The organism is Haladaptatus sp. HS23 (assembly GCF_056892285.1).
This window is the reverse complement of sequence record NZ_JBXGLH010000001.1, coordinates 691,693-713,804: the sequence shown is the minus strand read 5'-3', so window position 1 is coordinate 713,804 and position 22,112 is coordinate 691,693. Positions and strand designations below refer to the sequence as shown.

The following is a 22,112-nucleotide window of genomic DNA, read 5'->3' as shown; positions in this document are numbered from 1 at the left end:
CTAATTAGTGACACGGCCGAAGAGGACGGTTATTGGGCGAACAGGCTGGCGTGAACCGGCGCGAAGTCGCTCGAATCGGAGGAGAGGAACCGTCGAATCGGCGGGCCGACCAGTTCGGGTTCGGTGAGAAATGCGTCGTGGCCGTGGTCGCTGTGGAGCGAGCGATGTGTCGCTTCGACGCCCGCCGCTTGGAACGTTTCCATGAGGTAATCGGACTGTTCGACCGTGAAGTGCCAGTCGCCGGAAATCGATATGAGGAGCGCCTCTCCATCGAAGTCAGCGAGCGCGTCCGCGTCCGAGTCGCATCCGGCGGCGAGGTCGTAGTTCTCCATGGCGTGCGTGAGACGGAGATAGCTGTTCGCGTCGAACCGCCGAACGAACTTCTCCGCCTGATAATCGAGATAGCTCTCGACGTCGCGGTAGGAGTCGGCACCGAACCCGGGGATGCCGTCGTTCGACGGGAACGACCCCGGCGACCCGTCGGCGAAGTCCCTACCGAACTTCTCGTCCATCGAGTCCTTCGAGAGGTACGTGATGTGACCGAGTTGCCGGGCGAGGGCCAACCCCGTGTCCGGGTGGTCGGGATAGTAGTCCCCGCCCTGCCACGCGGGGTCGGAGGTGATTGCCCGACGTGCGACGGCGGAGAGGGCGACGAGTTGCGGGTCCAGACGGGCCGCGGTGGCAACCGGAACCACGCGCTCGACCATCTCGGGGTATCGCTTCGCCCATTCGAGGGTGTTCATGCCCCCGACGCTCCCGCCGACGACGGCCCGCAATCCGTCGATGCCGAGTTCGTCGAGGAGTCGTTTCTGGACGCAAGTCCAGTCACCGACGGTGACGGCGGGGAAGTCGGAGCCGTACGGTTCGCCCGTCTCGGGGTTCGTGCTGGCCGGACCGGTGGTGCCGTAGCACGACCCCGGAACGTTCGCGGCCACGATGAACTGTTCGTGCGTGTCGATGGCTTTACCGGGGCCGACGATTTGGTCCCACCAGCCTTCGCCCTGTCCGTCGGCGGCCCCCGTCACGTGGTGGCTTCCGGTCAGCGCGTGACAGACGAGGATCGCGTTGTCGCCGGTGAACTCGCCGTAGGTTTCGTAGGCGACGTGCAACTCCGGAATCTCCTCTCCGCACTCGAACTCGAACGCCCCGAGCGACAGCGAGGAGTCGAACGAGTCGGCCGAATCTGCCGTCGACGAGTCGTGTGTCCGGCGCGCGTCGTTCGTGTCGCTCGTATCGGTCATCGTGTCGGGTCCTCGGTTCGTGTAGATTCGTCCGTTTCCGTCCGATTCGTCGCCGTCTCGATGGCCCTATCGAGATCCGACAGGATGTCCGCGGGGTTCTCGATGCCCACCGACAGGCGAATCAGGTCGCGCGTGACGCCCGCCGCCCGCTGTTCGTCGGGCGAGAGTTGGGCGTGGGTCGTGCTCGCCGGGTGGATGACGAGCGTCTTCGCGTCCCCGATGTTGGCGAGGAAGGAGGCGAGGTCCACCGCCTCGCAGAACGTCTTGCTCGCCTCGTATTCCCCGAGGCCGAAGGCTATCATGCCGCTGTACCCCCCGTCCAAATACCGACTCGCGTTGTCGTGCGTTCGGTGCTCGTCGAGGCCGGGATAGGCGACCCACGCCACTTCCTCGTGGTCCGCGAGATACTCCGCCACGATGGCGGCGTTCTCGCAGTGTCGGTCCATCCGAAGCGGCAGCGTCTCGATTCCTTGGAGGGTCTGCCACGCGTCGAACGGGGACTGTTGGTTGCCGAGGCTTCGAACCGACCGAAGCCTCGCGGCGGCGGCCAGCGGCGCGTCCGAAAAGTCTCGGGAGAAGTTCACACCGTGGTACGCCGGGTTCTCGCCGCCGATTTCGGGGTAGTCGCTCCAGTCGAAATCGCCGCCATCGACGAGGACGCCGCCGACCGTCGTCCCGCTTCCGTGGAGCCACTTCGTCGTTGACTCCCAGACGGCGTCCGCGCCGTGTTCGAGCGGCCGACAGAGCGCGGGCGTGGCGAACGTGTTGTCCACGACGAGCGGGACGCCGTGGTCGTGTGCGATGTCGGCGACGCGCTCGAAGTCGGGCGTGACGAGCGACGGGTTGCCGACGGTTTCGACGTGGACGAACGCCGTGTCCTCGTCGATTTCGTCCCCGTAAGCGTCGTAGTCCAGCGTGTCCACGAGGCGGGCATCGATACCTCGACGGGACGCGGTGTGGGCGAAGTAGGCCGTCGTGCCGCCGTAGGTGTCGGTGGAGAGAACGACGTTGTCGCCCGTTTCGGCGAGGACGAGCGTGAGGGCGTCCAGCGCGGCCATGCCGCTGGCGGTGGCGACCGCACCGGTTCCGCCTTCGAGCGAGGCGATGCGCTCCTCCAACATCTCGACCGTCGGGTTGCTCAAGCGGGAGTAGATGTGGCCGTCGGCTTCCAACGCGTACAGGTCGGCGGCGTGGTCCGCGTCCTCGAACGCGTAGGACGTGGTCTGATAGAGCGGCGGAGCGACCGCTCCCGTCGCGGGGTCCGGCTCCTGTCCCGCGTGAACGCTTCGAGTATCGAATCGGGACCCGTCGTTGCTCATGTGTAATACGCATATTCACGCAGAATTTTATAACCAGTAGTTACGGCAACGTTTGCTGATCGTGAGTGTCCGTGACATAGGCCTGTCCCCTGATAGGACGGGAGAACGCAACTCCGACGAATACAGCCCGTAGCGCCGTTTTACGACGCGGACATCGAACACAGCTACGTCCTCGAACCCGCGAACGACACCGCTATAGTCGCGGAGTAACTCGCCACAATCGATGCGAAAGCGCACGTTCACGCTCCTCGGACTCGGCGCGTTCGGCCTCACCGTCGTCAGTTTCGTCCTCCTCGGGTTCGGCCGCCTCGTACTCTCTTACCGGACCGCGCGCTATCTCTCCGCTCCAACGATGTTCCTCTCGTTCGCGCTCCTCGTCTGCCTGTTCGTTTACTCCGTTCTCGTCTACGTCGGCGTCGCGGAACTGGAGTGACGCGAACGGGGTGGGGAACGTCTATCTTGTGTCGAGGGAGTTCCACCACGGGACACGCTACCACCCGCGCCGGATTTATATTTCGAGGGTCCGTACCACGACCCGTGAGCGAGCGCACGAGTGCCCTTGACACCCTCGTTTTCGGTGTCGATATCCAAAGCGGGGACGTTCGGGGCGATTCTCCCTCTTACGCACTGGTCGTCTACGACGGCGAGGAGATGGACCGCGATGTCGTCTCTTACCGCAAGCTTCGGCGGCTCATCGAACGCGACGAACCGACGTTCGTCGCGACGGACAACATGTACGAACTCGCCGCCGACAAGAACGCCCTCGTCAACTTCCTCGGAAGCCTGCCGGACGAAACCCGTCTCGTACAGGTGACGGGCGCCGAACGACCCGAACCCCTCTCGCGGGTCGCATCGCGCCACGGCGTTCCCTACGGTAAGAAACCGATGCGCGAAGCGGAGGCCGCGGCCCGCCTCGCCGCGATGAACGTCGGACAGGAAGTGTCCGCCTTTACCGATACGACGCGTGTCAAAGTCTCTCGGGGGCGTTCGACCGGAAAAGGCGGGTGGAGCGCCGACCGCTACACCCGCCGGATTCACGGCTCGGTGAAAGAACTCTCCCGGAAGGTCGAATCCGAACTGCGGAGCGCCGGACTCGACTACGAGCGCGAGGTGACGGAGAAGTACGGCGGCTACTCCAACGCGACGTTCGACGTGGAGGCCCGCCCGAGCGACATTCCCGTTTCGTCCCGCCGCTCCGGTGACACTCGGGTCGAAGTCGAACGACTCCGCCGCGACGGTATCGAGTTCGAACCCCTCGCGAAGCGCCGCGACCACGTCATCGTCGGCATCGACCCCGGCACCACGACGGCCGTCGCGATGACCGATTTGGACGGTACCCTCCTCGACGTGTTGAGTACGCGAACCGCCGACACCGCCGACGTCATCGAATGGATAATCGAGCGCGGACGGCCCGTCATCGTCGCGGCGGACGTGACGCCGATGCCGGAGACCGTGGAGAAGTTCCGCCGGAGTTTCGACGCCGCCGGGTGGACGCCCGAGCGCGACCTGCCGGTGGACGAAAAGCAACACCGGACGCGGGAGGACGGGTACGACAACGACCACCAACGCGACGCGATGGCCGCGGCGTTCTTCGCCTTCGACAGCCACGAGGACCAGTTCGAGCGAATCGCCCGAAAGGTGCCGCCGGGAATGAGCAGAGGGGAAGTCACCGCCCGCGTCGTGGCGAACGACGAGAGCGTCGAGAGCGTCCTCCGGGACCTCTCGGACGACCCGGAACCCGAAGAGGAGGAATCCGAACATACGGTCCGCGAACTCTCGGCCGAGGAGAAGCGAATCAAGCAACTCGAATCGCAGGTCGAACGGTTGCAGTCGCACACGACGGAGTTGAACGGGACGGTCGAGGAGAGGGACGAGCGAATCGAGGAGTTGGAAACCGAACTGTCGGACACGCGACGAGAGGAGCGCCAGAACGCCCGCGAGCGCCGGGACATTTCGCGGCTCCTGCGCGAGAACAACCGATTAGAGGACGAACTCGACGACCGCAACGACAAAATCGAGGAGTTGGAGGGCAAACTCGCCCGTCTCAAGAAACTGTGGAAACTCGACCACTCGAACTTCAGCGACGTCTCGGAGAAGCAGGCGGGACTCGCCGCCGTCAAACCGGTCGCGAAGTTCACCAACGACGCCATCGACGCCGCCCACGAGAGCTACGGACTCGCCGAGGGCGACGTGGTTTATCTCCGCGATGCGAGTGGCGCGGGTCGTTCGACCGCCGAGCGATTGGCCGATATCGGCCCGCGGGTCGTCCTCAAGGCGGGCGGAATTTCGGACGTTGCGGACGAGGTGTTGTTCGACCGCGACGTCCCGGTCGGTCCCGCGGACGAGGTGTCGATTCAGGAGATAGACGAACTCGCCGTGGCGCGCGAATCCGAGGTGGAAGCCGTCATCGACGACTGGCACGACCGCGCCGAGGAGCGACAGAAAGAGGAGACGGCCGAGCAACTCGACCAACTCATCAGCGAACACAGGGCCGAACGGCGGGCGGACGGCCGCGGGTCGTCGTCTTCGTTCGGCAACTAAGCTCTTGTTCGCCCTGTTTTTCACGTCGTCCAGTCCGTCGTCAGCGTCCGAAGGACGCTCAACCCCCAGATGGCGGCTCCGAACCCGACGGCCAGCACGGCCGCGTAGAGGAAGACGTATTCGGGGAGCGTGGTCCCGACGCCCTCCTGCAGGCGAATGGCGGGATACAGCGCGAGTCCACCGACGACGGCCAACCAGAGGCCGATCCGTGTTCCGTTCATACCTCCGCATTTCGCCCCGGACGACTTGGCTGTTGGGACGTACGATTCTCGGTAACGCGATGACGCAACCCTAAAGCCAGTGAATCATCTTTTTCCGGGCATGGATGCCTACGAGTTGATCTCACGGAACGCCGAGGAGTTGGTGACCGAAGAGGAAGTGCGCGAACTCGCGGAGAACCCCGAGGGCAAGCGCGCCTACGTTGGCTACGAACCCTCCGGCGTCCTCCACATCGGGCACATGCTCACCGCGAACAAGCTCATCGACTTGCAGGACGCGGGCTTCGAAGTCGTCATCCTCCTCGCCGACGTCCACGCCTACCTGAACGACAAGGGGTCGTTCGAGGAGATTCGGGGGACGGCCGAGCGGATGAAGGAGCAGTTCATCGCCTACGGGTTGGACGAGGAGAACACGGAGTTCCGGTTCGGCTCCGAGTTCCAGATGGACGACGACTACGTCCTCGACCTCCACTCGCTCGAACTGGAGACGACGCTCAACCGCGCGAGCAGGGCGATGTCCGAAATTCAGAGCGGCGACTCCACGAAGGTCTCGCAGGCGGTCTACCCCCTCATGCAGTCGCTCGACATCGAGTACCTCGATTTGGACCTCGCCATCGGCGGGATGGAACAGCGCAAGGTCCACATGCTCGCCCGCGACACGCTCCCGAGCATCGGCTACGAGTCGCCGACCTGCCTCCACACGCCGCTCATCGCGGAACTCTCCTCCGGCGAGGGGAAGATGTCCTCCAGCAAGGGCGTCACCATCTCCATGGAGGATTCGACCGAGGACATCGAGGAGAAGGTCAACGGCGCGTTCTGCCCGCCGACCCGCGACCCCGACGGGGACCTCGAAAATCCGGTTCTCCAAATATTCGAGTATCACGTCTTCCCGCGCTTCGAGAACGTCGTCGTCGAACGTCCCGACAAGTACGGCGGCAACCTCGAATACGACGACTACGAGTCGCTCGAAGACGACTTGGAGAGCGGCGAACTCCACCCGGCGGACGCCAAGGGAGCGCTGGCGTCATACTTGGACGAACTCATCGAACCCGGCCGCGAGAAGCTTCGAGAAGCAGAATAACCGACTTTCCTCTCCGTTTCGTTTTCCGACTGCCGTTTCGGCTCGAACGTTATTTCCCACCGATTATTCGAATCCGCCGCCCATCATTCCACCCATCCCGAAGTTGGCCAGCAGGCCGGAGACGAGTCCCCACGCGGTCAGGACGAATCCGACGACGACGAGGCCGATTCCGGCCGCGATGATGAGGCTCTGAACGGCGATAACGGCGATTCCGGCGACGAGCGCGAGCAGACCCACGATACCTTTCGCACCGAGTTTGTCGAACATAGGCCGGATTGCGTCTGCCACCGCCTTAAAACCGACAGTTGGCGAGACGAGCGTTACAGCTTCGTCTCCATGACGTACCCCCACCGTTCGACGTCGTTTTCCTCGTAAAATCGCCGAGCGGACTCGTTTTCGAGTTTGGCCGCCAGCGCGACGTACTCACAGCCTCGTTCGCCCGCCCACCCCTGTATCCACTCGAGAAGGGTGGACCCGTGTCCTTCCCCTCTGTGTCCCTCGGCGATGACGAAGTCGTGTATCCACGCGTGCCGGACGTGGTGCAAAACGCGCTGTATGGAGACGCCTGCGACGCCGACCAACTCGTCCTCGTACGCGCCGAACAGCCGATATCTCGGTTCCTCCCGCCACGCGCGAATCTCGGCGAAGTCGGCGTCCGTCCACAACTGTTGGAGGACGGGAATCGCGGTTCGCCACTCCTCGTCCGTTGCCACCTCCTCGACGGTCAAAGTCGTCATTCCCGACCCGAACGACGGACGGCGGATTTAAAGGTGTACCACACGAACGTGGGGGTGAAACATGAGTGACAGCAGTGGACGGAACAACCTCCGAATGCCGGACGACGACGAGGTATTCGCCACAGTCACGAACATGCTCGGTGCCAACCGGGTGAAAGTGCGCTGTGCCGATGGCAAGGAACGAACCGCTCGAATCCCCGGAAAGATGCAAAAACGCGTCTGGATTCGTGAGGACGACATCGTCCTCGTCGAACCGTGGGATTGGCAGGACGAGAAGGCGGACATCACGTGGCGCTACGAGAAGCAACAGGCGGACCAACTCCGACGCGAAGGACACATCAACTGAGTAGGGACGGACTTTTGTCGAATTCATACCCCGGTAGCGACTGCGACGGCCATTTTCAGCGGTGACTGCTACCACACTCCAATCGGAAATCACGGCCGTTTCCGTGCTTCGGTTAAATACTCGCTTCCTTGTGACGTGTATGTCCAAACAACTCGCTGCCGAAGACGTCGCACACGACGCGGAGTTTCCCGAACTCATTGAAGGACTGCAAACCCGGCGCTCGGGCCACAACTTCGACCCGGAGGAGGACATCTCCGACGAGACGCTCGAAGCACTCATCGAGGACGCGGCAATCGCGCCCTCCTCGTACAACCTCCAACCGTGGGAGTTCGTCGCCGTGCAGGACGAGGAACGACTGGACGAAGTCGTCGAACTCGCCTACGGCCAAGAACACATCCGCGATGCGGGGACGGCCATCCTCGTCGTCGGCCACACGAACGCCAAGACGGCGAACCGCGTGTTCGAGGATTGGGTCGACGCGGGCCGCATGGACGAGGAAACCGCCCAGCAGACGAAGGCACAGACGGCCGAGATGTACGAGGACGACGGAATGGGTCGGGATTACGCGATTCGGAACGCCAGCCTCGCCGCGGAGAACCTCATGCTCTCCGCGCACGCACGCGGCCTGACAGCGACGCCGATGATCGGATTCGACCAGGAAGGAATCGCGGAGTTCCTCGGCCTGCCCGACGACGAGATTCCCGTGATGCTGCTCGCGGTTGGACCGAGCGGCGGCGAGGAACCGGACCGACTGCCGCGTCGGTCCGTCGACGAAATCCTGCACCGCGAATCCTACTGACCGAACGGGCCACCCTTTTACGGTTCCTCCACATAGTCGGAAGTAGATGAACGAGGAGTACGGATTGCTCGACCCGGACAACGCGGACGCCCCCGGCGACGAGTGGGAGGAGATAGACGTCTCCGACACCGAAGCGGACCGCATCGCACGGCGGCGTGACCGTGAGTTCAACCAGTTCAGAGAACGGATCAAGGACTCTGACCAGTTCAAAGTCGAGCAGTCCGTCTTCGATGACGCGACGTTGGCTGCACTGTACAAACTCGTTCAGGACGGCTACGTTGAGGCGTTCGGCGGGCCGATTTCGTCGGGCAAGGAAGCGACCGTCTACAGCGCACTGGGCGGCGACGACGAACACGAGGAGGTCGCGGTCAAAATCTATCGTATCAGCGCCAGCAACTTCCGCGACATGCGTGAGTATCTCGTCGGCGACCCCCGATTCGAAGAGCTCGGTGGGGACAAAAAACGGATCGTCCTCGCGTGGGTTAGAAAGGAGTCCGCCAACCTCAAACGCGCACGAAAGGCAGGCGTTCGCGTCCCGGAACCCCTTGCGGTCCAGCGAAACGTGCTGGTGATGGAGTTCATGGGGAACGACGGTCGTCGCGCGCCCACGCTCGCGGACGCGAGACTCGAAAACCCCCAGACTGCCTTCGAAGTCGTTCGGGAATACATGCGCCGACTGTTCGATGCGGGCCTCGTCCACGGCGACCTCTCGGAGTACAACATCCTCGTCAGCAACGGCGAACTCTGTATCATCGACGTCGGTCAGGCCGTCACGTTCCACCACCCGAACAGCGGCGAGTTCCTGACGCGGGACTGTGAGAACGTCGCCTCGTTCTTCCGGCGGGAAGGAATCGACATCCACGGCGACGAACTCGAAACGTGGATTCGGGAGAACGCCGAGTCGAAACTGTGATTTTCCGCCGAAATATCGTAGCGATGCGTTGACTGTAGCGCGTGATACGAACACCCGAAACGGCGTGCGACAACTACCATTGTCTTCGTCCTTTCACCGGAAAATCTCCGATTTCCGGGCCGACGAACCCCTGTACGGAGGTGAGAAGGCTTTTGGTCCAGATTTTGCCAGGGAAGTAGGCCAGAACCAGCGTCGCGCGGCGCTGGTTCTTGTCCCTGACCGTGGTTCGAAAATCGGAGATTTTCGTCATCACGAAAGAGCGAAGCTCTTTCGAACGACAGCAAAAGGTGGTAGGGAAGGGCTTAAACGGCCTCATGTGATAGAATTTCGTATGAAGCACGTGACGATTCCGCAGGATAGGATTGGTGTTCTCATCGGCCAAGGTGGTGAGACGATGCGCGAAATCGAAAGCCGTGCAGAGGTGCGTCTCGATATCGACTCGGACGACGGTTCCGTTCGCGTCGAACAGACGGGTGACCCCGTTCGCGGACTGAAAGCGCCGGAAATCGTCAAGGCCATCGGACGCGGATTCTCGCCGGAGGAGGCGCTCGCCCTCCTCGACGACGACATGATGCTGTTCGACCTCGTGGATATCGAAGCCGCCGCACGCAACAAGAACGACCTTCAGCGACACAAAGGCCGTCTCATCGGCGAGAACGGCAGAACGCGACAGTTGATGGAGGAACTGACGGGCGCGGACGTGGTCATCTACGGAACGACGCTCGGTATCATCGGGCAACCGCCGCAGGTCGAGGCCGTCCGAAGCGCCGCGGAGATGCTCCTCGACGGTGCGCCACACGGGTCGGTGTACTCGTTCCTCGAACGCAAACGCAACGAGATGAAGCGGCAAGGGATGGAGTACCACCAGTTCAGCGGCTAATCCTTCGATTCACATATAAATACTCCGTGTTATTTCGTGGCGCTTGCCTGCGAGAGACCTGTGTGCCACGTTCTCACTCCGCCATGGGAACATTTATATAGAATCGCAATCAACGAATCTGATGACTATGTCACAGCCAATGGGCAATCAGCCGCTTATCGTTCTTTCCGAGGACAGCCAGCGAACCTCCGGACGGGACGCACAGTCGATGAACATCACCGCCGGAAAGGCGGTCGCAGAGTCCGTACGTACCACACTCGGCCCGAAAGGGATGGACAAGATGCTCGTCGATTCGATGGGCGACGTCGTCGTCACGAACGACGGCGTGACCATCCTCAAGGAGATGGACATCGAGCACCCGGCGGCGAACATGATCGTCGAAGTCGCCCAGACGCAGGAGGACGAGGTCGGCGACGGGACGACCAGCGCCGTCGTCGTCGCCGGTGAACTCCTCCAGAAGGCGGAGGACCTCCTCGAACAGGACATCCACGCCACGACCCTCGCACAGGGGTACCGACAGGCCGCCGAGAAGGCGAAGGAAGTCCTCGAAGAGAACGCCATCGAGGTCGACGCCGACGACACCGAATACCTCCAGAAGATCGCCGCCACGGCGATGACCGGCAAGGGCGCGGAGAACGCGAAAGACCACCTCGCCGAACTCGTCGTTGACGGTGTCCAGAGCGTCGCAGACGAGGACGGCGTCGACACGGACAACATCAAAGTCGAGAAGGTCGTCGGTGGCACCATCGACAACTCCGAACTCGTCGACGGCGTCATCATCGACAAGGAGCGCGTCCACGACAACATGCCGTACTTCACCGAGGACGCCGACGTGGCCCTCATCGACGGCGCGCTCGAAATCGCGGAGACGGAGATCGACGCGGAAGTCAACGTCACCGACCCCGACCAACTCCAGCAGTTCCTCGACCAAGAGGAGAAACAGCTCCGTGACATGGTAGACTCCTTGGTCGATGTCGGCGCTGACGTCGTCTTCGTCGACGGCGGTATCGACGACATGGCCCAGCACTTCCTCGCACAGGAAGGCATCCTCGCCGTCCGCCGTGCGAAATCCAGCGACATGCAGAAACTGGCTCGCGCGACGGGCGCGACCCTCGTCAACAGCGCCGACGACATCACGGAAGACGACCTCGGATTCGCCGGAAGCGTCGCCCAGAAGGACGTCGGCGGCGACCAGCGCATCTTCGTCGAGGAAGTCGAAGAGGCGAAATCCGTCAGCCTCATCCTCCGCGGTGGCACGGAACACGTCGTCGACGAAGTCGAGCGCGCAATCGAGGACAGCCTCGGTGTCGTTCGCGTCACGCTCGAAGACGGCAAAGTGCTCCCCGGCGGCGGTGCACCCGAGACGGAACTCGCACTCGCCCTGCGCGACTACGCCGACAGCGTGGGAGGCCGCGAACAGTTGGCCGTCGAAGCCTTCGCGGACACGCTCGAAGTCATCCCGCGCACCCTCGCGGAGAACGCGGGACTCGACCCCATCGACTCGCTCGTCGACCTCCGCAGCAAACACGACGCCGGCCAGACCAGCGCCGGACTCGACGCTTACACCGGCGACATCGTGGACATGGAAGAGGACGGCGTCGTCGAACCCCTCCGAGTGAAGACCCAAGCAGTCGAGAGCGCGACGGAAGCGGCCGTCATGCTCCTTCGCATCGACGACGTCATCGCGGCCGGTGACCTCTCCGGCGGCAAAGTCGGCGACGACGATGATGAAGGCGGCGCGCCCGGCGGTGCCCCCGGCGGCATGGGCGGCATGGGTGGCATGGGTGGTATGGGCGGCGCGATGTAAGAGAGGTTTCGAAGAAACCTCGAATGTCGAGCGGGCTTCGCCCGCGAGACCATATTCGGCCGAAGGACGAATTTCATCGCACCACCTTCACCCGCGAAACGAACCGTTCACGATAGAACGTCATTTCGACCCGCTTTCCGGGTCGGTTTCGGCTGAACTCCCGCGGTAATCGTTATTTTTCGCGCGTCGAATCGTACCGTTCGGCGAGCAACAGGTACGGCTCGATGGCTTTCGCGTGTTCTTCGAGCGTCACGAGGTCGTCTTCGATACGAACCACGCCGGAGTCTTCGAGCTTCGGAAGGTGGCTGTGATAGAGTTGGGCGAACACCCGTCTCGGGTCGGTATTCGGCCGGTGGGCGGAAATCCGCTCGGCGAGCGCGTCCACCGTGAGCGATGGTCCGTGTTCGAGGAGTTCTCGCAATACGAGCCTGCGTCGCGCACTTGCGAGCGTGGAGAAGATGACGGACGGGGCGGGCGTGTCGATATTATCTAAGGGAGACATCTGTGGAGGTTCCATTGATAGTGTGTATGCATCGATACAGTCGTGTCTGAAATCGTGGTGCGTGCGTACTGATACTTGTACAATGTGTTCGAATCAATCTGAAAGCTAGCCTTATATTTCAGGCTGTTTATTTCATTGCTTCTTTTTCTCCCCGAGAACAGTGTTCTCGACGAGGCGGGATTGTGCTCGTCGAAGTCGTTCGGAAACCGACTGTTTGCTGATATCGAGTCTCGAACTCAACTCGGAGAGGGTGGCGTCACGCGGGACGCCGAAATATCCCGAGTCGTATGCGGCGACGAGGGCTTCGCGTTGTGCTTCCGTGAGATGGAAGGCCGATTCCTTCTCCCCCGGCGTGTACAACCGGTTGAGGGAAAACTCGATTCCTTCCCGATTACAAAACCGTTGAAATTCGACCAGCGCGTCCCGTTCGGGAAACCGAACCCGTCGTGTCCATGTGCCCGATGCACCGTGGCCCGCCATCGGAACGGCACCGATTTCCTCGTAGGCGGGGTACACCTCGATGAGTTCGTCCCGATCCATCCACAGTCGGTACAGCTTCCGAACGTCCAACTCTTCGACTATCTCGTGCGATTCGATGGTCGGGTCACGACGGAGTGCGTCGTCGAACGCGTCGAAATCCCCGCCCGTGGCCCACACGATGAGAAGTGCGGTCTCGTCGGAACTCGCCATCTGCTGTTCGAGTTCGACGGTCATCTCCGGGATGTCGTTGAGCGTCGCTGTGAGGACGAGGTCCGGCGCACGGATGGTGAACTCCGCAATGACACTCATTACCGAGGAGACTCACCCGGGGTTCTAAGTAGTATTGGTCGATTATTTCTCGTCGAGTTTGAACTGCTCGTGTTCGCTCGCGGCGTTGAGGACCACGCTCGTGTTACTCTCCTTGATATCCGGGTCGATGAGCAGTTTCTTTATTTGCTCGTTCATCCCGTCCGTGTCGGTGAACTTGCCGATGGCGATGATGTCGTAGTCGCCGGTGACTTCGTAGACGCTTATCATTTGGGCGTGGCCCTGCAGTCGTTCGGTGACTTCCGGAAGGGCGTTCCCCTCGACTTTCAACTGGACGACCGCGGTCACGTCGTAGCCCAACTCGTCGTAATCCACGCGCGGGGAGTACCCTTGTATGACACCCTGCTCTTCCAAATGTGCGAGGTGATTCGAGATGGTCGTGACCGACACGTCCAGTTTCTCCGCGAGACTTCGGAGGCTCGCTCGCCCGTCGCCAAGTAGTTCGTTTACGAGTTTCGCATCCAGATTTTCGTACGTCATTACACCTACCAACTCACTCCACCCATTAGAATTTTACGAATATCCAATTCTAGGCCAAAATCGCACAGTTGGCCAACCGATACTGTTTTAATGGTGGATGTATTTTCGTAGGGTGTCTATAAAGATGACAGACGGAAATATTGCCACCAATGAGGATACAGGGCTATCCGCAGAGGAACAGGAAGTTCTCGATGCCATCGAGACCGAAAACGTCGATTTCGTCCGTCTCCAGTTCACCGACATCACTGGAACGGTGAAGAACGTCAGTATTCCTGCCCACCAGGTCGAAAAAGCGTTCGAAGAGGGAATCTGGTTCGACGGTTCGTCCATCGAAGGATTCGTGCGCATTCAGGAAAGCGACATGCGTCTCGAACCGGACCCATCGACGTTCGCAGTCCTTCCATGGCGCTCCAACGGCGACTCGGCGAGCGCACGTCTCATCTGTGACGTCGTGAACACCGACGGTACTCCGTTCGCTGGCGGACCGCGGCAGGTGCTGAAACGCGTCCTCGACAGGGCCGACAAAATGGGCTACACCGTCAGCATCGGTCCCGAACCCGAGTTCTTCCTCTTCGAGAAGGACGAGGACGGAAACGCGACGACCGTCCCGCACGACTCCGGCGGGTACTTCGACCTCGCGCCGAAGGACATGGCGAGCGACGTTCGCCGCGAAATCATCTTCACGCTGGAGAAGATGGGCTTCGAAATCGAAGCGAGCCACCACGAGGTCGCGGACGGTCAGCACGAGATCAACTTCAAGTACGAGGACGCGCTCGCGGCGGCGGACAACATCGCTACCTTCCGCGCCGTCGTTCGTGCCGTCGCGGAACAGAATGACATCCACGCGACGTTCATGCCCAAGCCCATCAGCGAAATCAACGGCTCGGGAATGCACAGTCACATCAGCCTCTTCACCGAGGACGGCAACGCGTTCGACGACCCCGACGACGAGTTCAACCTCTCTGAGACGGCGTACAACTTCATGGGCGGCATCCTGAACCACGCGGAAGCGTTCACCGCCGTCACGAACCCGACGGTCAACTCCTACAAGCGCCTCGTCCCCGGCTACGAAGCGCCCGTCTACGTCGCGTGGAGCGACACCAACCGCTCGGCGCTCATCCGCGTTCCCGACGCCGCAGGTGCGAGTTCGCGCTTCGAAATCCGTAGCCCGGACCCGTCGTGCAACCCCTACCTCGCGCTCGCCGCCGTCATCTCGGCCGGGCTCGAAGGCATCGAAAACGACGCCGACCCCGGCGAACCGGTTCGTGAGGACATCTACGAGTTCGACGACGAGAAGCGCGAGGAGTACGGTATCACGACGCTCCCCGGTTCCCTCGACGAAGCGGTCGACGCGCTCGAAGCCGACGAAGTGGTCACGGAAGGCCTCGGCGAGCACGTGACCGAGAAGTTCATCGAAGCTAAGCGCGCTGACTACGCTGACTACCGCGTCTTCGTCTCCGACTGGGAGAAGGAGAAGTACTTGGAGAAGTTCTAACCGTCGATTCCCCGGCGACCAACTATTTTTGGATACGCGACGATTCCTCCCTGAACGACCGCGTTGATGACGAACACGGCGACGTGCGGAATCGGTACCTTCAGCCCGATAACCGATAGACCGCCGAGGACGAGCAGGCCGACCGCGCCCGCCCAACGCCCGACCGTCCCGTCCGGCGGGCCGACTAATTCCCACGCTACGAACGCGCCGATAGTGCCGCCGAGTGCAGTGACGGCGTCGACGAGGCCGGTTTCGGCGAGGGCCGTTTCTACCGGCGACAACAGCACAGCGACGGCGTAGGCCGCGAGCGCACACAGTACAGCGACGCCGAACGCCGCCCGTGGTTGTCGCTTCAATCCCCAAATCACGACGGCGAGGTAGACGAGTCCGATGCCGACGCCAGCCACCACGTCGACCGCGAAGTGGACGCCGAGTACGAGACGCGAGAGGCAGACTACTGCGACGATGACGCTCGCGGCAGCGAGTCTCGCTCTCCGGGACCAGCGGTCGAGCGAGAGCGCGAGGAGGAACCAGAACACGGTCGAACCGAGCGCGTGACCGCTCGGGAATCCGTACCCGGTCGCCTCGGCGAACCGAATCGCATCCCGTGGCCGTGCTAGCGCGAAGAATCCCTTCAACGCGAGCGTCAGCGAGAGGGCACCCAGCGTCGCACCGAGGAGGAACCCGAACGTGTCGCGCTCATCGGTGTACCAGTACAAGAGCGCACCGAGGACGAAGAACAGCCACGCGTCGCCAAGCTGCGTGACGACGGAGAACACCTTCGGTATCCAGTGTGGCAGTGTCCTGTGAAGGAGTTCGACGACGCCCCAACCACGCGTCATGATTACGAACGCCAGTCGCTGATTCGACCGCCGACGCGTCCCGGAACGCCTGCGGCGCTCACGCCGAATCCGACGAGCATCATGAGCGTGTAGAGACCGAGCGTGGAGAGCCAGATGACTATCATCGCCCCGATGGCCCACCCGCTGTCGAGCCATCGGAACGCGCCGAGCGTCATCGCCGTCCCGTAGAGGAGAACGATATACGGGCCCCACCCACGTGCGTGGCCGCGCCGCATCCGTCTACGGACGTATCCCTTCAGTTCCGACTCCAGTTCGGACTTTTGAACTGTGCGCTCATCGACATCGTGCTCGAACTCCTCGAACTCGGACTGTAGCCGTTCTACGTCGTCGTGGAGTTCGAGGATATCCGGTGCGGACTGCTCTGTATCGTCGGTCATGTCCTCTCCTTTGACTCCCTGCTGTCTTTCTGTGGTGCCTGCCACGCCTTTAGTTTTCCTGAAGTGCCGTCCCGCGAGAACCGCGTTGATGACCGCCCCGAACAGCAGGACGATGCCGCCGAGGTAGAGCCACGTCACCAACAACAGTGCCCCCCCGAGAACGCCGTAGGCGGAAAACTGCGCCGCCGAATCGACGTAGATGCTGAACACCGCTTGGAGGGCGGTCCACCCGAGCGTGGCGAACATGGTCCCCGGAAGGACTTCTCGAATCGTAACGTCGGTGTCGGGGAAGAAATAATACAGGGGTAAGAAGACGGGAATCAGTCCGAACAGGAGCGCGACGGACACGAGCGTCTTCTCGAACGGCAGCCACGACAGGCTCGGGAGGAGGACGTTGACCACCGCGACACCGGCGACGCCGAACGCGATGACCGTCAGCACGACGGCCGCGTCCGTCATCGTCTCGACGAACGGTTCGGTCTCGTCGACGTTGTAGACCCGTGAAAACGCATCGTCCAGCCCTCGAAACACCCGCAACGTACTCCAGACGAGGACGAGCGACCCGACGATGGTCGCGCTCCTTCGACCCGACGCGCTGGAGAGCGAATCCTGCACGATGTCCTTCGCCTTCGGCGAGAGCAACGTCTGGAACGTCTCAACGACGTTGCTGGCGAACGCATCGCCGCCGACGAACGAAGCGATAGCGAGCGCCAACAGCAGGGCCGGGAGAATGGAGACGAACGCATAGTAGGCGATTCCCGCCGCGAGAAACGTGATTTCCTGTTCCCGCGCGTAGTCGATGGTTTCGCGTGCCGTCGTTCCGATAGTCACGGCAGGTACTTCCACGAAATCAACCAAAAACGTTGGCTACTGGCGCGTCGCCTCGCGAATCTCGGCGACGTCGGCGGGCGTCTTGAACGTCGTCCCGCCGTAGTGGGTGCGCGAGGCTTCGTACCCCACGTCTCGAAGGCGTTCCAAGAACTCGTCCATCCCGGACGCCGAACGCGTCCACTCCTTGCAGAGGCGGTGTTGGTCGTAGTGAGTCGGGCGGTGGAGTTCCCCCGAGAGTTGGGTCAGGAGTTTGTTCGCTTTCTTTTCGGTTCCCATCCTATCGGTCACGTTCTCCCGCACGCTATCCACGAACTCGGCGTCGTGCGTCGGGCCGAGCCACACCGGTCCGGCGGTGAGGAGGCGGTTGCTCTCGCAGGCCGGACAGGCTTCGGGCGGGTCGGCGATGAGTCCGTACTCGTGTTCGCGGTGGAGACAGTCCTCGCAATGATAGAGGTGGCCGAGTTCGTCGATGGCCCCGTTGGCCGTCGTCGCCCCCTCGTCGAGTTCGAGGTAGGTCCGAACGTAGTGACTGGTCGCGTGCGTCAGGAGCGGCGTGACACCCTTGTCGTAGCGTGCGGCGGTGCGGGCGAGCGCGGAGAGGAGGATTCTGACGCCCATCTCCGCGTGGTAGTCGGTGTTCCGAGGAATCGCGCCGTACTTCCGGACGCCGCTGTGGAAGTGCGCGCCACAGAGCGGCGCGGTGTCCGTCGCCGTCACGCAGACCAAATCGCGGGTGTTGGCGAAGGCGGCGTCGGCGAAGGGAATCGGCGTCCCGAACGGGTCGATGTCCACCACGTCGAACACCTCCTCGTGCATGAGCGCGTTGGCGTTCCGGTGGACGACCGTTCCCGGCAGGTCGTTGCGCTCGAAGTTTTCCCGGCAGAGTTCGACCGCGTCCGGGTCGATGTCGGCACAGGTCACGTTCCACTCGTTCGCGGCGGCGCGGACGCCCCGAATCCCCGAGGCCGCCATCGCGTCGAGATAGTACTCGGCTCGCGGTTCGCGGTCACGGTACGTTCGCAGGACGGCCACCGTCAGGTCGCGGTTTAGCTCCTGCACCGGGTTGAAAAACACGTCGTCGATGATGGCGTCCCCATCCTGTTCGGGGACTTCCACCTCGACGCCTCCTTCGCGGACGTTCATGTGTTCTCGTCGGCGTTCCGTCCCGAAAAGGGATACGGGTTGCCGACGGGCGGTGGTCGGCGGCCGTCCGTTCGGTCGAGCGACCCGACGCCTCCTCGCTACCGGAACGGGTTTATTACGTCCGTCCGAACCGATTGCCCGTGCGTTCGGCTTCGAACTCCCCCTGTCGTTCGCGCTCCCCCGAGGAGTGGATACGATGAACCGCGTCGAGGAGTGGGAGACCGAACTGGCGGACGTGCGGACGCTCACGCCGGACATCGTGGGTCGCATCCTGTCGGCACACGACGACCGTGGGAGACAGGCCATCGAAGCCGTCTCCGAACGCCGGGTCAAGGAATACCGCGACTTCGTCGTCGTCGTCGGGTTCGAGGACGAATACATCGTGGAGGACGGATGTACCTGTCGGGACAGCGAGTACAATTTAAACCCCGAGGACCCCACCGACCTGTGCTGGCACGTCCTCGCCGCAAAAATCGCCCGCCGAATCGACGCGATGGACCACCACGACATGTGGTACTCCGACGTGCGCGAGTTCCTGTGATTCGATTTCCGTTTTATCCGTCCAGACAGTAGTCCACGAAGTTTTCGAGGATTCGAAGCCCCGTCTCGCCGCTCTTTTCGGGGTGGAACTGCGTTCCGAAGACGGTTCCCGGCTCGTTGGCGATGACGCTCGGAAAGTCCGTGCCGTAGTCCGTCGTCGCCACGACGGCGTCGTCGTCCTCGGGGACGGCGTAGTAGGAGTGGACGAAGTAGGCGTACTCGCCGCCCACGCCATCGACGAGCGGATGGTCGCGTTGGACGGACAGTTCGTTCCATCCCATTTGTGGCACCTTCTGCTCGCCGGTGAACCGGACGTTCGTCCCCGGAATCAGGTCGAGGCCGGTCACGTCACCTTCCCCGGCGTGTTCGGCCTCCTCGCTCGTCGTCAACAGCATCTGCATGCCGAGACAGATGCCGAACACCGGCGTTCCGCTCTCGGCGGCATCGACGAGCGCCTCGCGGTACGGTCCGGCGTTCTCGACCCCTTCACGGAACGCTCCGACGCCGGGCAGAACGATACCGTCCGCCGTCTCGAACGTCGCCGGGTCATCGGACACTTCGACGCTCGCACCGGCGCGTTCGAGGCCCTTGACCGCGCTTCGGAGGTTGCCGAGGCCGTAATCGACCACGACGACGGACGCGGCCCGCTGCTTCGCGTGGGTGCTCCCTTCCATGGTAACGGATTGTGCCTCCCGATACAAACGGTTTCGCGTTTCTCCAAAATATGACCGTATTCTCGTGACTATGATTGACACACGTATTGAGCGCCGAAATGACCAGATAAATAACCCTTTCACACCTCCGAATGAACGACGAAGGCCGCGAACTCCTCACGCACTTTCTGGACCTCCCTCGCGGCGTTCTCGAGCGGATGGGCAAATCGGCTTGGAAGTGACTTCGGCCCTCTCGGAGTTTCGTTCCACATCTCCAACTATAAATAACTCCACGCAGTGACTTCGAATATGAATCCCTCGCCCTCCTCGTTCTCCAGACGTGGATTCTTGACGACGACGGCAACGCTCGGCGCGGCAGTCGGCGTCGGCAACGCACAGCGGACGACACAACGAACGACGACGTTGGGAACGACGACGTCCTCCGAGGACGCGCCGAAACCGGCGTGGACGTTCCCCGAATCGGTAGGGAACCCCTCGGGGGAGCAGGTGAGTCGACTCGCCTATCCCATCGTCGTGGAAAACGGTGTTTTAGTCACCATTTCGGTTGGAGAACGGAGCGACGGCGGACAGCCCCGGTACACTCTTTACGGTCTCGGTGTCGAACGCGGTCACGAGAAGTGGACTCACGACTTCACGTCGATAATGATTCCTGTCGTCGAGGACGGTACGATGTTCGTCTCCGCGACGGACGGCAGGAACTCCGAGGGCGAAGCGCGACAGTTCGTCGCCGTCGACGTGCAGACGGGGAAAATACAGTGGCGCAATCCCGTGGGTTGGTACTCCCGGGGAATGCAAGTGGACGACGAGCGCGTGTATGTGGTTTCTGACAAGGACAATTCGGTCCTCGCTCTCGATGTGGAGACCGGTGAGCAAGCGTGGTCGTACGGCATCGGCGAGAACCACGTTTCGAACATCCTCCTCTTCGACGGGACTCTGTACGTCAGCCAACGGGGAATCCTGTACGCCCTTTCCGCTGCCGACGGGACGAAACGATGGGAAAAGTCGTGGGGGCATAGCGGCATCCGTCTACAATCAGTCACGAAAAAGACCGTCTATTGCCGTGTCGGGGCCGAACTGCGGGCGCTCGACCCCGCCGATGGGAGCGAGCGCTGGTCAGTCGCACACGGTACCACGATGGTCGCTGATGGCGGGCGAGTGTACTTGTGGTACGAGACCCTCCGTGCCATTGACGCGGAAGACGGGACGATAGACTGGCAGTACGACGACGTGACTCCCGTCAGTACGGACCCGGTCGCCGCCGATGGTGCGGTGTTCGGCGCGAACCGACAGGGTTCGGTTTACTCGATAACGACCGACGGAACGAAGCGGTGGACGTTCGAGACGGACGTTCCCGACAACTACTACTCCGTCACGTTGGACGTCCGAGACGGACTCGTCTACGCCATGCTCGGAAAAACTCTCTACGTGCTCTCCGCCGAAGACGGTTCGTTGGAGTGGTCGTTCACCGGTCCGGGTCGGGCGGTCAACACCATCGTCACGCACGACGACGTCTTCTTCGGGGCCGCCGGCGGCCTGTACGCGTTCGACCGCCACCACTCGCTTCTCTCCACGGTCGTCGACGGCACGAGCGATTTCTTCTCGTCGGTTCCGGGGATGGCGCTTTCGGCCGGCGTCCTCGGCACGGCGGCGTTCGCGGCCTACCGACGGTTCAATGATGACGAGGAGGCGGCCACGGCGAACGCCGGGGAAGCGGAACCAGAACCGGAGTACGGCCGCCTCGAACGCATCGCTGTGGACGAGTTCACCGAGACGTATCGCGTCAGAAAGCGCACCGACGATGGCCCCATGGTCGTCGCGGAACGGCGACTGACCGACCCGGACGTCGCCGAAACGTTCCGGTCCGCCGCGGAGCGCTGGGCCGAGATGAGCGACAGACCCGGCGTCGTCCCCGTCCTCGATACCGACGACGAGAGCATCGAACTGCCGTACTACGGGGACGGGTCACTCGCCGACCCCTCCCGGTCGGTCGAGGAGCGACTCGGCGCGCTCTCGGACGCTAACGCAGTGGTCCACGACGCACACGGTGGCGGCCTGATTCACGGCGGCTTGACCCCGGAGTCCGTTTTCCTCGACGGCGACGTCGTCGCCGTGGCCGATTGGGAACTCGCCGCCGCGCTCGCGGAGTTCCGTGAACGGTCGCCCTACGCCGCGCCCGAACAAGTCGCGGACGGGGAAACGGACGAGCGAACCGACGTGTACCGTCTCGGCGCGATTGCGGCCTTCGTTCTCACCGGGGAGACACCGGACGACGGAGCGTTACGCATGCTAAACCCCGAACATCGTGCCGCCGTCGTGGCGGGGGCCGATTCGGACGAGTACGAGTCGCTCCGTTCCGACGCCGTCTCGTCCGAACTGTACGACGTCGTCTCGACGGCGATGGCCGAGGACCCGGACGACCGATACGAATCCGTCGTCGCGTTCGACGACATGCTTCGCTGGGCGGCGTTTCGGACTTGAGTCGGACGAGCAAGAACGAAATAGTTCGCCCGCGTTGTAC

23 protein-coding genes are annotated in these 22,112 nt (G+C 62.4%); 11 read left to right on the top strand and 12 right to left on the bottom strand.

The annotated features are described in order from the left end of the window. Positions 1 to 29: 29 nt before the first annotated feature. Positions 30 to 1,241 carry a homoserine O-acetyltransferase MetX gene (metX, locus tag AC1XDK_RS03915; RefSeq protein WP_483348456.1) on the bottom strand — a complete coding sequence of 404 codons (1,212 nt, stop codon included), beginning with the start codon at positions 1,239 to 1,241 and terminating at the stop codon, positions 30 to 32. Continuing rightward, positions 1,238 to 2,560 (bottom strand): O-acetylhomoserine aminocarboxypropyltransferase/cysteine synthase family protein, encoded by a 1,323-nt coding sequence (locus AC1XDK_RS03910; RefSeq protein ID WP_483348455.1) that lies wholly within the window; start codon positions 2,558 to 2,560, stop codon positions 1,238 to 1,240. Before AC1XDK_RS03910 ends, metX begins: the two co-directional genes overlap by 4 nt. A gap of 223 nt (positions 2,561 to 2,783) precedes the next feature. Here AC1XDK_RS03910 and AC1XDK_RS03905 point away from each other — a divergent pair, with 223 nt between their 5' ends. Together AC1XDK_RS03905 and AC1XDK_RS03900 are read left to right on the top strand one after the other, a co-directional pair. Beyond that, positions 2,784 to 2,993, top strand: coding sequence for a hypothetical protein (locus tag AC1XDK_RS03905; protein ID WP_395283415.1), 210 nt, complete (start codon positions 2,784 to 2,786; stop codon positions 2,991 to 2,993). A gap of 104 nt (positions 2,994 to 3,097) precedes the next feature. Next, the gene (locus AC1XDK_RS03900; protein WP_483348454.1) at positions 3,098 to 5,101 is read left to right on the top strand and encodes a DUF460 domain-containing protein; all 2,004 of its coding nucleotides are present in this window, start codon (positions 3,098 to 3,100) and stop codon (positions 5,099 to 5,101) included. Between the two features lie 20 nt (positions 5,102 to 5,121). Here the strand turns inward: AC1XDK_RS03900 and AC1XDK_RS03895 are convergent, their stop codons facing one another. Beyond that, entirely contained in the window at positions 5,122 to 5,322 is a 201-nt protein-coding gene (locus AC1XDK_RS03895) for a hypothetical protein (RefSeq protein WP_483348453.1), read from the bottom strand. A 100-nt stretch (positions 5,323 to 5,422) separates the two neighbouring features. Between AC1XDK_RS03895 and AC1XDK_RS03890 the strand changes: the two genes are divergently transcribed. After that, positions 5,423 to 6,400, top strand: coding sequence for a tyrosine--tRNA ligase (locus tag AC1XDK_RS03890; protein WP_483348452.1), 978 nt, complete (start codon positions 5,423 to 5,425; stop codon positions 6,398 to 6,400). Positions 6,401 to 6,463: 63 nt separating this feature from the next. Here the strand turns inward: AC1XDK_RS03890 and AC1XDK_RS03885 are convergent, their stop codons facing one another. Continuing rightward, positions 6,464 to 6,667: a DUF7470 family protein gene (locus AC1XDK_RS03885; protein ID WP_483348451.1), complete on the bottom strand. Its 204-nt coding sequence runs from the start codon at positions 6,665 to 6,667 to the stop codon at positions 6,464 to 6,466. A gap of 53 nt (positions 6,668 to 6,720) precedes the next feature. Beyond that, positions 6,721 to 7,137: a GNAT family N-acetyltransferase gene (locus AC1XDK_RS03880; protein WP_483348450.1), complete on the bottom strand. Its 417-nt coding sequence runs from the start codon at positions 7,135 to 7,137 to the stop codon at positions 6,721 to 6,723. Positions 7,138 to 7,198: 61 nt separating this feature from the next. Here AC1XDK_RS03880 and eif1A point away from each other — a divergent pair, with 61 nt between their 5' ends. The 5 genes from eif1A (at position 7,199) to thsA (ending at position 11,882) form a co-directional block, all read left to right on the top strand. Continuing rightward, positions 7,199 to 7,483, top strand: a complete 285-nt coding sequence (gene eif1A, locus AC1XDK_RS03875) for a translation initiation factor eIF-1A (RefSeq protein ID WP_483348449.1) — start codon at positions 7,199 to 7,201, stop codon at positions 7,481 to 7,483. A gap of 139 nt (positions 7,484 to 7,622) precedes the next feature. Then, complete coding sequence (locus AC1XDK_RS03870) at positions 7,623 to 8,282, top strand: nitroreductase family protein (protein ID WP_483348448.1); 660 nt, start codon at positions 7,623 to 7,625, stop codon at positions 8,280 to 8,282. 46 nt (positions 8,283 to 8,328) lie between these two features. Further along, positions 8,329 to 9,195, top strand: coding sequence for a serine/threonine-protein kinase Rio1 (gene rio1 / locus AC1XDK_RS03865; protein WP_483348447.1), 867 nt, complete (start codon positions 8,329 to 8,331; stop codon positions 9,193 to 9,195). 331 nt (positions 9,196 to 9,526) lie between these two features. Next, the gene (locus AC1XDK_RS03860; RefSeq protein ID WP_483348446.1) at positions 9,527 to 10,075 is read left to right on the top strand and encodes a KH domain-containing protein; all 549 of its coding nucleotides are present in this window, start codon (positions 9,527 to 9,529) and stop codon (positions 10,073 to 10,075) included. A gap of 139 nt (positions 10,076 to 10,214) precedes the next feature. Beyond that, positions 10,215 to 11,882, top strand: coding sequence for a thermosome subunit alpha (thsA, locus tag AC1XDK_RS03855; protein ID WP_483348911.1), 1,668 nt, complete (start codon positions 10,215 to 10,217; stop codon positions 11,880 to 11,882). 172 nt (positions 11,883 to 12,054) lie between these two features. On the opposite strand, the gene AC1XDK_RS03850 is transcribed toward thsA, so the two are convergent. The 3 genes from AC1XDK_RS03850 to lrp form a co-directional block, all read right to left on the bottom strand. Next, complete coding sequence (locus AC1XDK_RS03850) at positions 12,055 to 12,384, bottom strand: DUF7344 domain-containing protein (RefSeq protein WP_483348445.1); 330 nt, start codon at positions 12,382 to 12,384, stop codon at positions 12,055 to 12,057. Positions 12,385 to 12,516: 132 nt separating this feature from the next. After that, complete coding sequence (locus AC1XDK_RS03845; RefSeq protein ID WP_483348444.1) at positions 12,517 to 13,173, bottom strand: helix-turn-helix domain-containing protein; 657 nt, start codon at positions 13,171 to 13,173, stop codon at positions 12,517 to 12,519. Between the two features lie 42 nt (positions 13,174 to 13,215). Next, entirely contained in the window at positions 13,216 to 13,671 is a 456-nt protein-coding gene (lrp, locus tag AC1XDK_RS03840) for an HTH-type transcriptional regulator Lrp (RefSeq protein ID WP_483348443.1), read from the bottom strand. 124 nt (positions 13,672 to 13,795) lie between these two features. Here lrp and glnA point away from each other — a divergent pair, with 124 nt between their 5' ends. Then, positions 13,796 to 15,166: a type I glutamate--ammonia ligase gene (glnA, locus tag AC1XDK_RS03835; protein WP_483348442.1), complete on the top strand. Its 1,371-nt coding sequence runs from the start codon at positions 13,796 to 13,798 to the stop codon at positions 15,164 to 15,166. On the opposite strand, the gene AC1XDK_RS03830 is transcribed toward glnA, so the two are convergent. The 3 genes from AC1XDK_RS03830 to AC1XDK_RS03820 are packed head-to-tail and all read right to left on the bottom strand — an operon-like array spanning position 15,163 to position 18,380. Beyond that, entirely contained in the window at positions 15,163 to 16,008 is an 846-nt protein-coding gene (locus AC1XDK_RS03830) for a phosphatase PAP2 family protein (protein ID WP_483348441.1), read from the bottom strand. The two genes, glnA and AC1XDK_RS03830, sit on opposite strands and share 4 nt — an antisense overlap. Before the next feature lie 2 nt (positions 16,009 to 16,010). Beyond that, a complete protein-coding gene (locus tag AC1XDK_RS03825) occupies positions 16,011 to 17,237 on the bottom strand; it encodes a YihY/virulence factor BrkB family protein (RefSeq protein WP_483348440.1) in 1,227 nt (408 codons plus the stop codon). Positions 17,238 to 17,273: 36 nt separating this feature from the next. Further along, on the bottom strand, positions 17,274 to 18,380 hold the full coding sequence (locus AC1XDK_RS03820) for a tRNA (guanine(26)-N(2))-dimethyltransferase (RefSeq protein WP_483348439.1): 1,107 nt from the start codon (positions 18,378 to 18,380) through the stop codon (positions 17,274 to 17,276). 196 nt (positions 18,381 to 18,576) lie between these two features. Here AC1XDK_RS03820 and AC1XDK_RS03815 point away from each other — a divergent pair, with 196 nt between their 5' ends. Next, positions 18,577 to 18,921, top strand: a complete 345-nt coding sequence (locus AC1XDK_RS03815) for a hypothetical protein (protein ID WP_483348910.1) — start codon at positions 18,577 to 18,579, stop codon at positions 18,919 to 18,921. Positions 18,922 to 18,934: 13 nt separating this feature from the next. Here the strand turns inward: AC1XDK_RS03815 and hisH are convergent, their stop codons facing one another. After that, a complete protein-coding gene (gene hisH / locus AC1XDK_RS03810; protein WP_483348438.1) occupies positions 18,935 to 19,594 on the bottom strand; it encodes an imidazole glycerol phosphate synthase subunit HisH in 660 nt (219 codons plus the stop codon). 288 nt (positions 19,595 to 19,882) lie between these two features. On the opposite strand from hisH, the gene AC1XDK_RS03805 reads away from it, so the two are divergent. Then, on the top strand, positions 19,883 to 22,072 hold the full coding sequence (locus AC1XDK_RS03805) for an outer membrane protein assembly factor BamB family protein (protein ID WP_483348437.1): 2,190 nt from the start codon (positions 19,883 to 19,885) through the stop codon (positions 22,070 to 22,072). Positions 22,073 to 22,112 lie beyond the last annotated feature (40 nt).

Excerpts from the sequence above, each read along its gene's own strand:
- metX (WP_483348456.1), bottom strand. The coding sequence starts at position 1,241 with ATGACCGATACGAGCGACACGAACGACGCGCGCCGGACACACGACTCG.
- AC1XDK_RS03910 (WP_483348455.1), bottom strand. The coding sequence starts at position 2,560 with ATGAGCAACGACGGGTCCCGATTCGATACTCGAAGCGTTCACGCGGGA.
- AC1XDK_RS03905 (WP_395283415.1), top strand. The coding sequence starts at position 2,784 with ATGCGAAAGCGCACGTTCACGCTCCTCGGACTCGGCGCGTTCGGCCTC.
- AC1XDK_RS03895 (WP_483348453.1), bottom strand. The coding sequence starts at position 5,322 with ATGAACGGAACACGGATCGGCCTCTGGTTGGCCGTCGTCGGTGGACTC.
- AC1XDK_RS03890 (WP_483348452.1), top strand. The coding sequence starts at position 5,423 with ATGGATGCCTACGAGTTGATCTCACGGAACGCCGAGGAGTTGGTGACC.
- AC1XDK_RS03885 (WP_483348451.1), bottom strand. The coding sequence starts at position 6,667 with ATGTTCGACAAACTCGGTGCGAAAGGTATCGTGGGTCTGCTCGCGCTC.
- AC1XDK_RS03880 (WP_483348450.1), bottom strand. The coding sequence starts at position 7,137 with ATGACGACTTTGACCGTCGAGGAGGTGGCAACGGACGAGGAGTGGCGA.
- eif1A (WP_483348449.1), top strand. The coding sequence starts at position 7,199 with ATGAGTGACAGCAGTGGACGGAACAACCTCCGAATGCCGGACGACGAC.
- AC1XDK_RS03870 (WP_483348448.1), top strand. The coding sequence starts at position 7,623 with ATGTCCAAACAACTCGCTGCCGAAGACGTCGCACACGACGCGGAGTTT.
- rio1 (WP_483348447.1), top strand. The coding sequence starts at position 8,329 with ATGAACGAGGAGTACGGATTGCTCGACCCGGACAACGCGGACGCCCCC.
- AC1XDK_RS03860 (WP_483348446.1), top strand. The coding sequence starts at position 9,527 with ATGAAGCACGTGACGATTCCGCAGGATAGGATTGGTGTTCTCATCGGC.
- thsA (WP_483348911.1), top strand. The coding sequence starts at position 10,215 with ATGGGCAATCAGCCGCTTATCGTTCTTTCCGAGGACAGCCAGCGAACC.
- AC1XDK_RS03850 (WP_483348445.1), bottom strand. The coding sequence starts at position 12,384 with ATGTCTCCCTTAGATAATATCGACACGCCCGCCCCGTCCGTCATCTTC.
- AC1XDK_RS03845 (WP_483348444.1), bottom strand. The coding sequence starts at position 13,173 with ATGAGTGTCATTGCGGAGTTCACCATCCGTGCGCCGGACCTCGTCCTC.
- lrp (WP_483348443.1), bottom strand. The coding sequence starts at position 13,671 with ATGACGTACGAAAATCTGGATGCGAAACTCGTAAACGAACTACTTGGC.
- glnA (WP_483348442.1), top strand. The coding sequence starts at position 13,796 with ATGACAGACGGAAATATTGCCACCAATGAGGATACAGGGCTATCCGCA.
- AC1XDK_RS03830 (WP_483348441.1), bottom strand. The coding sequence starts at position 16,008 with ATGACGCGTGGTTGGGGCGTCGTCGAACTCCTTCACAGGACACTGCCA.
- AC1XDK_RS03820 (WP_483348439.1), bottom strand. The coding sequence starts at position 18,380 with ATGAACGTCCGCGAAGGAGGCGTCGAGGTGGAAGTCCCCGAACAGGAT.
- AC1XDK_RS03815 (WP_483348910.1), top strand. The coding sequence starts at position 18,577 with ATGAACCGCGTCGAGGAGTGGGAGACCGAACTGGCGGACGTGCGGACG.
- hisH (WP_483348438.1), bottom strand. The coding sequence starts at position 19,594 with ATGGAAGGGAGCACCCACGCGAAGCAGCGGGCCGCGTCCGTCGTCGTG.
- AC1XDK_RS03805 (WP_483348437.1), top strand. The coding sequence starts at position 19,883 with ATGAATCCCTCGCCCTCCTCGTTCTCCAGACGTGGATTCTTGACGACG.